This is a genomic window from Candidatus Dechloromonas phosphoritropha, assembly GCA_016722705.1.
Classification (GTDB): domain Bacteria; phylum Pseudomonadota; class Gammaproteobacteria; order Burkholderiales; family Rhodocyclaceae; genus Azonexus; species Azonexus phosphoritrophus.
Genome location: JADKGN010000004.1, coordinates 403,330 through 417,280, shown reverse-complemented (window position 1 = coordinate 417,280; position 13,951 = coordinate 403,330). Strand labels below are relative to the sequence as shown.

At 62.4% G+C, this 13,951-nt stretch carries 12 protein-coding genes and 1 pseudogene; 4 read left to right on the top strand and 9 right to left on the bottom strand.

The genetic code is table 11. From position 1 onward, the window contains the following. Positions 1 to 5 precede the first annotated feature (5 nt). Together IPP03_07635 and IPP03_07630 are read left to right on the top strand one after the other, a co-directional pair. Positions 6 to 1,193 (top strand): efflux RND transporter periplasmic adaptor subunit, encoded by a 1,188-nt coding sequence (locus IPP03_07635; GenBank protein ID MBL0352520.1) that lies wholly within the window; start codon positions 6 to 8, stop codon positions 1,191 to 1,193. Further along, the gene (locus IPP03_07630) at positions 1,190 to 4,261 is read left to right on the top strand and encodes an efflux RND transporter permease subunit (GenBank protein ID MBL0352519.1); all 3,072 of its coding nucleotides are present in this window, start codon (positions 1,190 to 1,192) and stop codon (positions 4,259 to 4,261) included. The genes IPP03_07635 and IPP03_07630 overlap by 4 nt, the downstream gene beginning before the upstream one ends. Here IPP03_07630 and miaA read toward each other — a convergent pair. Then, positions 4,258 to 5,202 carry a tRNA (adenosine(37)-N6)-dimethylallyltransferase MiaA gene (gene miaA / locus IPP03_07625; protein MBL0352518.1) on the bottom strand — a complete coding sequence of 315 codons (945 nt, stop codon included), beginning with the start codon at positions 5,200 to 5,202 and terminating at the stop codon, positions 4,258 to 4,260. The genes IPP03_07630 and miaA overlap by 4 nt on opposite strands. A gap of 85 nt (positions 5,203 to 5,287) precedes the next feature. Here miaA and IPP03_07620 point away from each other — a divergent pair, with 85 nt between their 5' ends. Beyond that, a complete protein-coding gene (locus tag IPP03_07620) occupies positions 5,288 to 5,527 on the top strand; it encodes a hypothetical protein (protein MBL0352517.1) in 240 nt (79 codons plus the stop codon). A 33-nt stretch (positions 5,528 to 5,560) separates the two neighbouring features. Here the strand turns inward: IPP03_07620 and IPP03_07615 are convergent, their stop codons facing one another. The 8 genes and pseudogenes from IPP03_07615 to IPP03_07580 form a co-directional block, all read right to left on the bottom strand. Next, on the bottom strand, positions 5,561 to 5,977 hold the full coding sequence (locus tag IPP03_07615) for a hypothetical protein (protein ID MBL0352516.1): 417 nt from the start codon (positions 5,975 to 5,977) through the stop codon (positions 5,561 to 5,563). 73 nt (positions 5,978 to 6,050) lie between these two features. Then, the gene (locus tag IPP03_07610; GenBank protein ID MBL0352515.1) at positions 6,051 to 6,947 is read right to left on the bottom strand and encodes a YihY/virulence factor BrkB family protein; all 897 of its coding nucleotides are present in this window, start codon (positions 6,945 to 6,947) and stop codon (positions 6,051 to 6,053) included. A 99-nt stretch (positions 6,948 to 7,046) separates the two neighbouring features. Beyond that, positions 7,047 to 8,606, bottom strand: coding sequence for a DHA2 family efflux MFS transporter permease subunit (locus IPP03_07605; protein MBL0352514.1), 1,560 nt, complete (start codon positions 8,604 to 8,606; stop codon positions 7,047 to 7,049). Positions 8,607 to 8,672: 66 nt separating this feature from the next. Next, positions 8,673 to 9,908, bottom strand: a complete 1,236-nt coding sequence (locus IPP03_07600; protein ID MBL0352513.1) for an efflux RND transporter periplasmic adaptor subunit — start codon at positions 9,906 to 9,908, stop codon at positions 8,673 to 8,675. Positions 9,909 to 9,939: 31 nt separating this feature from the next. After that, positions 9,940 to 11,397 carry an efflux transporter outer membrane subunit gene (locus tag IPP03_07595; GenBank protein ID MBL0352512.1) on the bottom strand — a complete coding sequence of 486 codons (1,458 nt, stop codon included), beginning with the start codon at positions 11,395 to 11,397 and terminating at the stop codon, positions 9,940 to 9,942. Further along, positions 11,394 to 11,876, bottom strand: coding sequence for a MarR family transcriptional regulator (locus IPP03_07590; GenBank protein ID MBL0352511.1), 483 nt, complete (start codon positions 11,874 to 11,876; stop codon positions 11,394 to 11,396). The genes IPP03_07595 and IPP03_07590 overlap by 4 nt, the downstream gene beginning before the upstream one ends. A 94-nt stretch (positions 11,877 to 11,970) precedes the next feature. Further along, positions 11,971 to 12,201 (bottom strand): annotated as a pseudogene (gene mutL / locus IPP03_07585) (DNA mismatch repair protein MutL). A 494-nt stretch (positions 12,202 to 12,695) separates the two neighbouring features. Beyond that, complete coding sequence (locus IPP03_07580; GenBank protein ID MBL0352510.1) at positions 12,696 to 13,109, bottom strand: response regulator; 414 nt, start codon at positions 13,107 to 13,109, stop codon at positions 12,696 to 12,698. A 196-nt stretch (positions 13,110 to 13,305) separates the two neighbouring features. Here IPP03_07580 and IPP03_07575 point away from each other — a divergent pair, with 196 nt between their 5' ends. Further along, on the top strand, positions 13,306 to 13,941 hold the full coding sequence (locus IPP03_07575) for a response regulator transcription factor (protein ID MBL0352509.1): 636 nt from the start codon (positions 13,306 to 13,308) through the stop codon (positions 13,939 to 13,941). The last annotated feature ends 10 nt before the right edge of the window (positions 13,942 to 13,951 follow it).

The following is a 13,951-nucleotide window of genomic DNA, read 5'->3' as shown; positions in this document are numbered from 1 at the left end:
GCGAAATGAACAAGAACCGACGACTGGGAATCACTATCGTGGTACTGGCCGGCCTGCTCGGCCTCGGCTATTACGCCTATACGGCAAACCGGACGCCGACCGCGGTCCCCACGGGAACGGGGAGCGGCCCCGGGAGCAAAGCTCCAGCCGGTGGTCCACCGGGCGGTTTCGCGGTGGCGGTCGAAGTGGCCAAGGTTGGCGCTTCGGATTTTTCCGACGAGGCCAGCGCCGTTGGTAACCTGAAATCAAACGAGTCGGTGGTCCTGCGCCCGGAAACCCCCGGGCGCATCGCCGCGATCAATTTTCAGGACGGCAGCATTGTCGCCAAGGGCACGCTGCTGGTGGTCATCGATGCCACCATCCAGGAAGCGGAACTGGAGCAGGCGCGGGCCAACCTGGGTCTGGCCCAGAGTAATTTCAAGCGCAACAAAGATCTGCTGGAGAAGCGCTTCGTCAGCCAGCAGGCGCTGGACAACTCGGCGGCGACGCTGAAGGTGCAGGCGGCGGCGGTGCAACTGGCCGAGGCCAAGGTCGCCAAGACGCGTATCAAGGCGCCGTTCAATGGCATGGTCGGGCTGCGCAACGTCAGTGTCGGCGATTACGTCAAGGAAGGGCAGGATCTGATCAACATCGAGGACATCGGCACGTTGCGGGTGGACTTCAAGCTGCCGGAAACCTATCTCGGGCGCGTTACCAAGGGGCAGGTCGTCGAGGTGATAACCGACGCCCTGCCGGGCGAAACCTTCACGGCGGTGCTCGATGCGGTGGATCCGCTGGTCGATCAGGGCGGACGGGCGATTTCCAGTCGCGCGCGGCTCGACAACGCTTCCGGCAAGCTGCGGCCGGGCATGTTCGTCCGCGTCCGCCTGCTGTTCGGCGAGCGCAAGAATGTGTTGATGGTGCCCGAGCAGGCCATCGTGCCGGGCGCCCAACCGACCGTGTTCAAGGTGGTCGAAGGCAAGGCGGCCGCCACCAAGGTCAGGCTCGGTGTGCGCCGGGCGGCTCAGGTGGAAATTGTTGACGGCCTGGTGGCCGACGATATGGTGGTTACCGCCGGCCAGCTCAAGCTGCGTGATGGCGTTCCGGTGCGGGCGATCGGTCAAGGCGCCCCGGTTGCTCCGGCGGCTGCCGGCATGAGCGGCATGGAGAGTATGTCCGGGATGCCACCAGTCAGGGCGGCTGAAGCAAAATGAGAATTTCCGAGATCTGCATCAAGCGGCCGGTCTTCGCCACCGTGCTGTCGCTGGTGGTGATTCTGATCGGTATCGTTTCCTACACGCGGCTACCGGTGCGCGAATACCCGAAAATCGATGAGCCGGTGGTCACCGTCGATACGACGTATCGCGGCGCCTCGGCCGAGATCATCGAGTCGCAGGTCACCAAGCCGCTCGAGGATTCGCTGGCTGGCATCGAGGGGGTCGAGGTCATCACCTCGATCTCGCGTGCCGAGAACAGCCAGATTTCCGTGCGCTTCAAGCTCGAACGGGCGCCTGATTCGGCCGCCGCCGATGTCCGCGACCGGGTTTCGCGGGTGCGCAACAAACTGCCGGATTCGGTCGACGAACCGGTGATCGCCAAGGTCGAGGCCGATGCCAACCCGATTATCTGGCTCGCGTTCTCGTCCGACCAGCATTCGGCGCTCGAAGTCACCGATTTCGCCAGTCGCATCGTCAAACCGCGCTTGCAGACGCTGCCGGGGGCGGCCGATGTGCGTATTTTCGGGGACCGCAAGTTCGCCATGCGCATCTGGCTCGACCGTGCGCGGTTGGCCGCCTACCAATTGACGCCGGCCGATGTCGAGGATGCCTTGAGGCAGCAGAATGTCGAGGTGCCGGCTGGACGCATCGAGAGCCGCGAGCGCGAGTTCTCGGTGGTTGCCAATACCGACCTGACCAAGCCGGAACAGTTCGGCGCCATCATCGTCAAGACCGTGAATGGCTACCCGGTGCGCATTTCCGATCTCGGTCGCGTCGAGATTGCAGCCGCTTCGGAGCGCAGTTCGGTGCGTTTCAACGGCCGTTCGGCGGTGGCGCTCGGTGTAATCAAGCAGGCGACGGCCAATCCGCTGGAACTGTCAAAGGCCCTGCGTGCCGAATTGCCCAAGGTGACCAGCGAGTTGCCGCCCGGCATGCGCGTCGATATCGCCTACGATTCGTCGATCTTCATCGACCGCTCGATCGAGGCGGTGTTCCACACCATCGGCGAGGCGATCCTGCTGGTGCTGGCGATCATTTTCTTCTTCCTGCGCAATTTCCGGGCAACGCTGATTCCGTTGGTGACCATTCCGGTCTCGCTGGTCGGTGCCTTCGCCATCATGTTCATGCTTGGCTTCACGATCAACACGCTGACCCTGCTCGCCCTGGTGCTGGCCATCGGTCTCGTCGTCGACGATGCCATCGTCGTCCTGGAAAACATCTATCGCCACATCGAGGAAGGCATGCCGCGGATGCAGGCCGCCTTGCAGGGCTCGCAGGAAATCGGCTTCGCCGTCGTCGCGATGACGCTGACGCTGGCGGCGGTCTATGCCCCGGTAGCTTTCATGACCGGGCGTACCGGCAAGCTGTTCATCGAATTCGCGCTGACCTTGGCCGGCGCCGTACTGGTTTCCGGTTTCGTCGCGTTGACCCTGTCGCCGATGATGTGCTCGCTGCTGCTCAAGCACGAAGAAAAGCACGGCAAGGTCTTCATGGCCATCGAGGGCTTCCTGAACTGGTTGAATTTGGGCTACAAACGGGTGTTGACCGCAGCGCTCGGCCGGCGCTGGATTATCATGGCCGGCTTCGTCGCCGTTGCCGCTTCCAGCGTGGTGCTGTTCGGCATGCTGAAATCGGAACTGGCGCCGGTCGAGGATCGTGGCGTCATTCTCGGCGTTTTTCTCGGGCCGGACGGAGCGACCCTCGATTACACCGACAAGTATGCCCGCCAGATCGAAGGTATCTACAGCCAGACACCGGATATCGAGCGCTTCTTTGTCGTTTCCGGCAATCCGACGGTCGGCCAGGGCATTTCCTTCGTCGGCCTCACCGACTGGAAGGCGCGCAGCCGCCACTCAACGGATATCGCCAAGGAACTATTCCCGAAATTCATGGCTATTCCCGGCGTGCTGGCCTTTCCGGTAACGCCGCCGTCGCTTGGCCAGAGTCCGCGCGAACGGCCAATCAATTTCGTCGTCGTTACCTCGGCTTCCTATGAGGAACTGGAGCAGGTGACTGCCAAGATTCTCGCCGAGGTTGCCAGGAATCCCGGGCTGACCAACGTCGATACCGACCTCAAGCTGAACAAGCCGGAGCTGTCAATCGAGGTCAAACGCGACAAGGCCGCCGACATGGGCGTCCCGGTCGAGGCCATCGGTCGTACACTCGAAACGCTGCTCGGCGGGCGCCAGGTAACGCGCTTCAAGCGTGACGGCGAACAATACGATGTCATCGTTCAGGTCGCCGACAGCGATCGCCGCAATCCCGAAGACATCCGCGACATCTATGCCCGCGGCCGCGACGGCAGCATGATTTCACTCGACAATCTGGTCGGCGTCAGCGAGACCATCGCGCCGCGCGAACTGAACCACTTCGGCCAGCGTCGCGCGGTGACCGTCACCGCCAACCTGGCACCCGGCTATACGATGGGCGAAGCACTGACTTTCATGGACGGCGTTGCCGCGCAGATCCTGACGCCCGGCTACGCCGTCGACTACAACGGCCAGACCCGCGAGTTCCGCCAGTCGTCCTCGTCGCTGGGGCTCACCTTCAGCCTCGCGCTGGCCTTCATCTACCTGGTGCTGGCGGCGCAGTTCGAAAGCTTCCGCGACCCCTTCATCATCATGCTCACCGTGCCGCTGTCGATGGCCGGCGCTCTGCTGGCGCTATGGCTGACCGGCGGCACACTCAACGTCTATAGCCAGATCGGCCTGGTGACGCTGGTCGGCCTGATTACCAAGCACGGCATCCTGATCGTCGAGTTCGCCAACCAGTTGCAGGAAAAAGGCATGGAACTGAAGGCGGCGGTGATCGAATCGGCGACGCTGCGCCTGCGGCCGATCCTGATGACGACCGGCGCCATGGTGCTCGGCGCGTTGCCGCTGGCGCTGGCGAGCGGGGCCGGCGCCGAGTCGCGGCAGCAGATTGGCTGGGTTATCGTCGGCGGCCTGCTGCTCGGCACCTTCTTCACGCTGTTCGTGGTGCCGACGGTGTACACCTTGCTGGCGGCGCGTAAGGCACCGCTGGTAGACGATTCAGGCGCGCCGGCAGTGGTTCACGCGCACTAGTCGGCGAGAAACCGGGCAATCCGCGTGGCGATCTTGGCGTCGAGCGCGGGGTCCAAACAGTCGTAATTCTCGGCGACAAACGAGTTGGTCAGCCAGGTAATTTGGCGCTTGGCCAGTTGGCGCGTCGCGAAAATGCCGCGCTCGCGCAGTTCGCGCTGCGGGATGATGCCTTCCTGGGCCTCCCAGGCCTGGCGGTAGCCAACGCAGCGCATCGACGGCAGGTCGAGGCTCAATGCGTACTTCCGGCGCAGCATGCGCACTTCATCGTCGAGGCCGGCTCGCAGCATTTCGTCAAAGCGGGAGGCGATGCGCACATGCAGCACGGCGCGATCGGACGTTAGCAGGGCGAGCGACAGGAAATTGTAGGACGGATGCTGGCGCTCGCTCGCCGCCAGCAGTTCGGACATCGGCCGGCCACTCAACTGACAGATTTCCAGCGCGCGTTGCAGGCGCTGGCTGTCGGTTGAATGCAGCCTTGCTGCGGTCGACGGATCAAGGCGCGCCAATTTTTCATGCATCGTCGGCCAGCCGAGGGTGGCCGCCTCGGCATCAATGGTGGCGCGTAGCGCGGCGTCGGCTGGCGGCAGTTCGGCCAGACCGTACAGCAGGGCGCGGAAATACAGCATCGTGCCGCCAACCAGCAGCGGCACCTTGCCGGCGGCGCGGATGTCGTCCATCGCGGCCAGTGCATCGGCGCGGAAGCGGGCGGCGGAATAGCGCTCTTCGGGCGAAATCAGATCGATCAGCAGGTGCGGGTAGCGGGCCAAGGTCGCCCGCTCCGGCTTGGCCGTGCCGATGTCCATGTCGCGGTAAACCTGCGCCGAATCGACGCTGACCAGTTCGACCGGGAAACGGTCGGCCAGCGCCATGGCAAGGCCGGTCTTGCCGGAAGCGGTCGGGCCCATGAGCAGGATGGCGGGCGGCAGACGGGTTTGGCTCATGGCGCCGAATGCTATCACGCACCCTGCGGGCGGGCCCGGCTTATAATGCCGTCATCAAAAGGGCAGCAAACCAAAGGGGGAAACTATGTCGCTCGTTCCATGCCGCGCCTGCGGTCACACCGTCGATCTCTCGGCCGAAGCATGTCCCGGCTGCGGCGCCACCAATCCCGGGCGCAAGATGAGCCGCCAGCAGCACGATTTGATCGTCCTGCTGATTCAGATCGTCATTGGCACCGCGCTGGTCTTCTGGGCCGGCAACGCGGCCTGGAATGCGGTCGGGCCGATCATCAAGCAGCAGATGGCGAAGCCGACAAACGGCGGCTGACCGGGGCGCCGGCAACAGACATTACCAGAGCGTTTACCAGCGCAGAGTGAAGCGGAATTCCGCGCGACCGGGTTCGCTGTTCGTAATGCGAACGCGCGCGGTGTAGTTGTTTGCTTGCTCGGGCTGCTGGACGATCTCGATGGTGCCGGGGCCTTCGACGTTTTCCAGGAGCACCGTGACCGGGCGAGCCGGCAGGAATCCCTCCACGCGAGTGTCCTGGTGCTGCCGGCGCAGACTGCGGCCGGAGAGGACGTTGACGCGGACGCTGCGATGGCGGAGCGAGACCTCGATGGCGCGGTCGACATCGCCGCGCCAGTTGAGGTTGTTGCCAAGCAGGGTGGTGCCGGCCGGGACCGGAGCGGCTGCTTCCTCGGCGCCAGCCGGCAAGGTTGCGAAGGCGGCGCCGAGGCAGAGCAGGGCACCGGAGAGAATTGCGGCATATGGCTTCATGGCAAGATCGTGTATTCGTGGAAGAAGCCCCCGAGAATACGTGAGCAGCCCCGGCATGTCCATTTGACGCAAATTAGCGATGAAGCTGTATCGATGTTTCGCCGGCCGGCTGGGCGAGTCGCTCGTACTCGGCAATGACCTCGGCGCCGAGCAGCAGCAGGGTGGCGGCCAGTTCGAAACTGAGCAGGATGGCGATGGCGCTGGTCAGCGAGCCGTAGACGACGCTGGCGTTCGACAGGCTGCTGAAATACCAGACCAGACCGTGGCGGATCACCTCCCACAGGGCGGTGGCGGCGACGCCACCCACCAGCGCATGGCGGATTGGCACCCGGCCGACTGGCAGGAAATGATAGATCGCGGCGATCATCAGCGCCTCGGTGATCAGGCCCAGCAGGTGGAAGATCGTGCCCGAGACTCCTTGCAGATACCAGGTGTGGCCGGCGATGGCGACACTGTCCGGTACCCGGGCCTGAACGCCGACCGAAATCAGCGTCACGGCGAGCAGGCCGATGCCAAGCAGGCCGACGAAGGCAAAAGGCAGCAGCAGCGAAAAGAGCGATGAACGCTGATCAGCTCCGTTGCGATGCCCGAAGATGACCCCCATCGCCTGGTTCATTGCCGAGAATGTCACCGAGCTGAAAAAGATCAGGGAGCCGAGCATAACGGTGCCGATGGCGACCTGTTGTTCGAGAAAGCGCGACAATTCGTCGAGGACCGCAGCGGACTGGCTGGGCACCATCCAGTCCAGATAGCGCCCGAGGGTGTCCAGCAGTTGGTCCGGTGAAACCAGCCTGGAGAGGGCGATGACGCTGAGAATCAATAGCGGAACGAGGGAAATCAGTGCGTAGTAGGCAATGGCGCCGGCCAGCAGCAGTCCCCGGTGGGACTGAAAATTTTTCAGTACGCGCAGGACGAAGCCGAGTGGATTGGCGAGAACCTGGACGGCGGGGGAGAGATGGCGATGCAGCATTTGGATTGATGATTCGGTCCGTTCCGACAATTATTACACCACGACAGTGGATTGTGTTGCCAGCGCCAATTAGTCCTGTTCCTGGAACCTGCCGACGGATTAGTGCGCGCCGCCGGCGTCGACCGCAGCGCCGGCAGGTACCGGTCTGGCCAGCCAGACGACCAGAATCAATAACAGGAAAAGGGCTGCCGAGGCTGCGAAAATGTCATTCGCGCTGAGCATGAAGGCCTGTTGGTCGACAACGCGATTCAAATAGATCAGTGCCTGTTCGCGGCTCATGCCGAGTGCTGAGAGCTGCGTCAGTGCTTCCTGGGTCGCGCTGCTGAATGAAGAGATGTGCTCGCTCAGTTCCGCGTGGTGCATCGTGGCGCGGCTATCCCACAGCGTGGTGGTGATCGAGGTACCGAAGGCGCCAGCAGTGATGCGCGCGAAATTGGACAGGCCGGAGGCGGCGGGAATGCGGTCCGGACTCAGGCCGGACAGGGTCAGCGAAACCAGCGGGATGAAGAAGAAGGCCATCGAAATGCCCTGGATGATGGTCGGGATCATCAGTGTCGTGACATCGGCGCTAGTGTCGAACTGGGAGCGCATCCACAATACCAGGGCCATGACGATGAAGGCGAAGGTGGCGTAGCGGCGCGGATCGGCCTTGCCGATTGTCTTGCCGACGAAAGGGGTGATCAGAATGGCCATCAGGCCGACCGGTGCCAGGATGATGCCGGCCCAGGTGGCGGTGTAACCCATGTGCTGCTGCAGCCACAAGGGTAGCAGAACGACGTTGCCGAAAAAGACGCCGTAGCCGAGCGACAGGGCCAGGGTGCCAACCCAGAAATTGCGCAAGGTGAACAATTGCAGGTCGACTATCGGATGCGCCTCGGTGAGCTCCCAGATCAGGAAAAATATGAAGCCGACCAGCGCCACCAGCCCCAGCGCGATGATGAGCGGCGAGGCGAACCAGTCCAGCTCCTTGCCTTTGTCGAGCATGATCTGCAGGGCGCCGATCCAGATGACCAGCGCGGCGAGGCCGACAGTGTCGATCGGCAGCTTCTGGGTTGGCGTCTCGCGCGGCTTGTAGATGTTCCACGTTACCGCGGCGGCGACCAGGCCGACCGGCACGTTGATGTAGAAAATCCACGGCCAGCTCATGTTGTCGGTAATCCAGCCGCCGAGTAGCGGCCCCATGACCGGCGCCACCAGCGTGGTCATCGACCACATGGCAAGAGCAGTGCCCGACTTCTCCCTTGGATAGCTTTGCAGGAGCAAGGCCTGCGACAGTGGAATCATCGGTCCGGCCACCAGCCCTTGAATGACCCGGAACAGGATCAGCATCTCGAAATTTGGAGCCAGGCCGCAGAGCAGCGAGGCGAGAACGAACAGGGCAATGCTCAGCGTGAACAGGCGAACCATCCCGAATCGCTGCGTCAGCCAGCCGGTTAATGGAACCGCAATGGCGTTGGAGACGGCGAAGCTGGTGATGACCCAGGTGCCCTGGCTGGGGCTGACGCCGAAATCGCCGGAGATGGCGGGAATCGAAACGTTGGCGATCGACGAATCGAGGACGTTCATGAAGGTGGCCAGCGACAGCACCAGCGTGCCGAGTACCAGCTGCCCGCCGTGCAAAGGCGCCGGGGGCGTGTATTGCGGCGCCTTCTCAGCCATGGCCGGCGGCCCTGGGGGCGAGGTCGGAAATCATCGCGGTACGTGTCGTTGCCTGGTAGCCGGCGTTCAGCTGGCGCGCTTCAGCGATACCGGATGCCCGAGGTTGGCAGAAACGATGGCGTCGACCCTGGCGTCAGCGGCCTTGTCGAGATCGTCGAAGACATCGGTCGTGTTGGGCAGGCGGGCGTGAGCGGCCTCGGTGACGGCCTGGCCCGACTGGTCGTGGATATCGACCGTAACCTCCATCGAGAGGCCGACCCGCAAGGGATACGATTCGAATTCCTTGGGATCGAGGGCAATGCGAACAGGAATCCGCTGTACGACCTTGATCCAGTTTCCGGTTGCATTCTGGGCCGGCAGGAGCGAGAAGGCGGCGCCGGTGCCGGCGCCGAGGCCGGCGATGACGCCCTTGTATTCGGTGCGGTGGCCATAGACATCCGCGGTCAACCGCGCCGGCTGCCCGATTTTCAGGTTTTCCAGCTGGGATTCCTTGAAATTCGCATCGACCCACAAATTGTCGAGCGGCACGATGGCCATGAGCGGCACACCGGCGGCCACGCGCTGGCCGATCTGGACGCTGCGCCGCGCCACGGTGCCCGCCACCGGCGCGACGATGGTCAGGCGCTGGTAGTTGAGAAAGGCTTCGCGGTACTTGCCTGCCGCGGCAAGGACACGCGGATGGTTTTCGACGCTGGTGCCGTCGGTCAGCGTTTGGTTCCTGGCCAGTTGTTCGCGGGCTTCGGCCAGGCTGGCCTGGGCTGCGACCTGTTCGGAACGGGCGTTGGCGACGGCGGTTTGCAAATGCTGGACTTCCTCCTTCGAAACGGCGCCGCTGCCGACCAGTGGCGTACGGCGGGCGAGGTCGGCGCTCAGCCGGTTCAGTTCGGCCTGGCTGCGGGCCAGCGCCGCTGCGCGGGCATCGACGGTTGCCAGCAGGGCCTTGTTGTTAGCAAAGGTCGCACGCACTTCGCGCACCGTCTGCCCGAGTTGGGCCTCGGCCTGTTCGAGAGCGACCCGGGCATCCTTGGTGTCGAGGCGAACCAGAGTCTGGCCCAGTTTGACGCTGTCGGTGTCGTCGGCATCGATGGCGATGATGGTGCCGCCGACTTGCGGCGTGATCTGGACCACGTTGCCCTGGACGTAGGCGTTGTCGGTATCGACCTTGTAGCGGGCGACCAGCAGCCAGTAGATGCCATAGGCCAGCGCCGCGAGCAGGCAGGCCACGCCGAGCAGGAGCAGGCGCCGGCTGCGCTTTTTCTCGAGCGCCTCGGGAGCAATGGCGGGAGTGCTTTCAGGTTGCATGATGGGTGTCCGTAATTTCTGCCGGGCTGCTTCAGTTGGTGACGGGTTCGGATGCGGCGACCGGCACTACTGCAGGAGCCGGGTCTTCCGTGAAACCGCCGCCAAGCGCATGGATCAGTAGGATGCGGGTGTCGATCCGGCGTGCCTGAAGGTCGACCGAGATTTGCTGTTGGGCGATTAGTTTGGTTTCGACGTCGAGCACGTTGAGGCGGTCGCTGATATCCGCCTGAAAGCGCTGCAAGGCCAGGTCGTAGCTGCGCTGGGCGCTGGCCTCGGCAGATTTCTGGTGAGCCAGTTGGGTTTCCAGTGCCTGTAGTGTCGATAATTGGTCGGCGACGTCGCGCAGGGCATCGAGCAGGGTTGCGTTGTAGGTCGATACCGAACTATCGACGAAGCCGGCGGACAGGTGATAAAGGCTGCGCAGGCGGCCGGCATCGAAAATTGGCAGGCTGACGGCGATGCCAATGCCGGGTACCCGGCTGCCGGCATCGAGCCAGTGGTCGAATCCGATTGCGGAAAATCCGGTGAAGAAGCGCAGGTTGATATTCGGGTAAAACATTGCCTGAGTGTATTCAAGGCCATGCAATGCGGATTCAACGCGCCAGCGAGCGGCTGCGACATCGGCGCGGTGACCTAGAAGATTCGCTGGCAGCGCTGCCGGCAGCGCCAGTGGCGAGGTTTGCGGAAGCGTCGGCGTGACGGCGTCGACGGCATTTGGCGCCTGGCCGGTCAGTACAGCCAGGGCATGGCGGCTGACCGCGATCTGCGCATCGAGTGCGGCGATGTCGCGGGCACTTTCGGGAATCGTCCCCTGTGCCGATTCGAGTTCGACCCGGGTATCCAGGCCGGCCTTGAATCGGCGCTCGACAAGGCCTGCCAGGTCGCTGCGCTGCTGCTTTCGTTGTTCCGCGAGCGCGCGCTGGGCGATCTGCTGGGCCAGATTGTAGTAACGGCGGGCAACATTGGTTGCCAGCATCTGGCGCGCGGCCTGATGGTCCGCCTCGTTGGCGCGCAGTTCGCCGATTGCCGCTTCAAGACCGGCGCGGTTCTTGCCGAAAAAATCGATCTCCCACTGGCCGCCGAACTGGAGTTCATTGACGTTTTGCCGGGTGCCGGCATAGGGCGGCGGAATCAGTCCGCGCTCGCTGAAACGCTGGCGGTTGGACGATAGCGTGGCATTGACCTGGGGCCACAGCGCGCTTTCCGCCAGCCCGCTGACCGCCTTGGCGCGGTTGAGACGAGCCACGGACGCCTGCAGGTTTGGACTGTCGGCCAATGCCTGCCCGATCAGGTTGCTGAGTACCGGATCGTGAAAATCCTGCCACCAGTCCGTCTTCGGCCAGGTGACGGTCGGGATCGCCGCCGCCTGGCGTTCGAGAGCCGCGCCGTCAAGCTGCCTCGCTTCCGGCGCGATGCCCGAGTAACTGGCACAACCAGCCAGCAGGGCGATGCCGGTAAGTAATGCACCACGGCGAAACAATCGGATCATGACGCGACACCACTTTCTTCAAGGGCCAGCGCATTGCTCAGGGCGCGATTCAAGAACTTTTTAAACTGCTCAAATTCGTCTTCGGAGAAGCCGGCCAGTACCTGGTTGGCGTAATGGGCGAGAATTTTCGGCACCTCGGCGGCGACCTGTTTGCCGGCTTCGGTCAGTTCGAGATGAACGACCCGGCGGTCGTCAGCAGAGCGTATGCGGCGAATCAGTGCTTTCGCTTCCAGGCGGTCGAGCAGGCGGGTAACAGCGCCGGTGTTCTGGAAAGCCATTCGCGAAAGATCGGCGGCGGTAGTGCACAAACCCTGGCCGATCAGCAGCAGCGGCCGCCACTGAGCATCGGTCAGGCCGAGATCAATCATGCGGCGATCGATTTCGCGGGCGACGACTTGCGCCAGCTTGTTGACCAGGTAGCCGGTGCTGTTTTCGGCACGATAAGTCTCTGCTTGGTAGAGCGGTCGAGGGGTGTTCATCTATGTCTGCCGGGGTGGTAACTGCCTCGGCAGCAATTTAATTAGCCTGATTGATGGTGTCAAGTCATTTGTCAGCAATTGCCTGAGCGCTGATTTACTGGCCGCGCAGAAATGGCTTGTCGAGTTGATCGAGGCCTAGTTCGGTCCATGTCGGCCGGCCGTGATTGCACTGGCCGGCGCGTTCGGTTTCTTCCATCTGGCGCAGCAGCGCGTTCATTTCCGGCGCGCTGAGCAGGCGGCAGGCGCGTACAGCGCCGTGGCAGGCCATCGTCGCCAACTGGGTGATGCCGTGCTCGCGGAGTTCGGCGATCAGCGAGCGCGCCAGCGCGCATGATGCAGGCTCGCGGTCCGCCGCTGTGGGAGATACCGGGCGGCGAACCTGGCAAAATTGACCCACGGGCCCAGCCAGGACGGGACTATGCCGCGAAGCAAATCCCCTGGCGGGACGAGTTCGACCAGCGCATCGCGTGGCAGGACACAAGACGAACAGACTCGCTCGTCGGGGGCGACTCGTGCCCGTGGCCATCTGTGCGCGGCAAACGTCCGCCGCCCAGCTGGCCTCAGGCATCGACAACGGGCATGCCGGGGCGAGTTTTCAGGTTCCTTCAGCACTACTTTCAAGATTGGCCATGACTATGACTGAAACGCAAGACATACTGCGGAAGTGGCCTTTAATTTCCTATCCTTCCGGCGGGATGGTGGTGTCGTTGGGTATGCGCAATTATCGTTGATGTTGCAGTGCCGGGCAGGCTGTTACGGTCAACGCGGGAAAACAGCCAAAAATGTGATTCCCGGACTTCACGCCGGCCGCTGATACGCTCAGCGATTTGCAAGTAATTTTGCTTCAAGCTCGATGAGATCGAGCAACTCGTCCATCTGGAATGATTTATCGAAGAACGCGGTGGCGCCGAGTGCGCTGCAGCGCTTACGGATGACGGCGTTCGCGTAGTTGGAGAAAACCAGTTTTTTAATGCCATCAGACTTCATGATGGAGTTCGCCTGTCGCGCCAGTACGTTGAGTCCGTTTCCGGACTTGAGTTCAAGATCGATAATGGCAATGTCAGGCTGCTCAGCAGCGAGCATGTCGAGTGCAGTATTCTCGGTTTCGGCGAAACCGACGAGATCAACGCCGGGGATCTCGTCCAGCATTCCGGTCAGCAAGGTGCGCAATTCAGCCGAGTCCTCGATAATGAGAACTCGCAACTTGCTATCGCATTTTGCGGTTTCTTTCACGGTGTCACGTCTCCCGGATGTCGCCCATTGATTGCCTGAATGATGCGCAGAATAAAGCTGCCGACACAGAATAATAGTAGCCTAGGCGAAGTTCGAGCGAGCTTCTGTCCGACAAGGTTGATTGGCCTGTAGGATTTGTCTGGCCGGCGATCACAATGGTTGGCCGACACACGGCCTCAAGAAAAGGGTGCAGATCATGATTCGTCTGGCAATTGTCGATGATCACAGCATTGTCCGCGCGGGCTTTCGGGAGATGCTTGCCAACGAACTCGGCATTAGCGTTGAGTTCGAGGCGGCATCTGGCGAGGAGGCTCTGAAGTTGCTACGCGAAAAGCCGTGTGACGTGCTTCTGCTCGATCTTTCGCTACCCGGCCAAAGCGGGATCGATGTCTTGCGCACGGTACGTCAGCATTATGAGCAGATGAAGGTGCTGGTGCTTTCCGGTTTCCCGGAAGAACGCTACGCCTTGCCCATGATGCGCAACGGCGCCAACGGTTACCTTTGCAAGGACTGCGAGCGCGAGGAACTGCTCAAAGCCATTCGGACCGTCGCCCAGGGGCGGCGCTATATTTCAGGGAAAACAGCCGAATTGCTCGCCGGCAGCCTGGTTGGCGAAACGGAGGCGGCGCCGCATGAAAGCCTTTCCGAGCGTGAATTGCAGGTGTTCCTGCGTTTGGCAAAAGGCGAGACGGTATCGACTATCGCCGACGTACTCAACCTTAGCGTCAAGACCGTGTCGACCTACCGTTCGCGCCTGCTTGAAAAGCTTGAAGTCAGCAGCAATGCCGAATTGGCTACCTACGCCTACCACAACGGCCTGGTTGTCGATTGACAGCGCTATG

Bases quoted from the DNA above. Each gene is read 5' to 3' on its own strand.
- IPP03_07630 (MBL0352519.1), top strand. From the start codon at position 1,190: ATGAGAATTTCCGAGATCTGCATCAAGCGGCCGGTCTTCGCCACCGTG.
- IPP03_07620 (MBL0352517.1), top strand. From the start codon at position 5,288: ATGTCGCTCGTTCCATGCCGCGCCTGCGGTCACACCGTCGATCTCTCG.
- IPP03_07605 (MBL0352514.1), bottom strand. From the start codon at position 8,606: ATGGCTGAGAAGGCGCCGCAATACACGCCCCCGGCGCCTTTGCACGGC.
- IPP03_07635 (MBL0352520.1), top strand. From the start codon at position 6: ATGAACAAGAACCGACGACTGGGAATCACTATCGTGGTACTGGCCGGC.
- miaA (MBL0352518.1), bottom strand. From the start codon at position 5,202: ATGAGCCAAACCCGTCTGCCGCCCGCCATCCTGCTCATGGGCCCGACC.
- IPP03_07575 (MBL0352509.1), top strand. From the start codon at position 13,306: ATGATTCGTCTGGCAATTGTCGATGATCACAGCATTGTCCGCGCGGGC.
- IPP03_07595 (MBL0352512.1), bottom strand. From the start codon at position 11,397: ATGATCCGATTGTTTCGCCGTGGTGCATTACTTACCGGCATCGCCCTG.
- IPP03_07590 (MBL0352511.1), bottom strand. From the start codon at position 11,876: ATGAACACCCCTCGACCGCTCTACCAAGCAGAGACTTATCGTGCCGAA.
- IPP03_07600 (MBL0352513.1), bottom strand. From the start codon at position 9,908: ATGCAACCTGAAAGCACTCCCGCCATTGCTCCCGAGGCGCTCGAGAAA.
- IPP03_07610 (MBL0352515.1), bottom strand. From the start codon at position 6,947: ATGCTGCATCGCCATCTCTCCCCCGCCGTCCAGGTTCTCGCCAATCCA.
- IPP03_07615 (MBL0352516.1), bottom strand. From the start codon at position 5,977: ATGAAGCCATATGCCGCAATTCTCTCCGGTGCCCTGCTCTGCCTCGGC.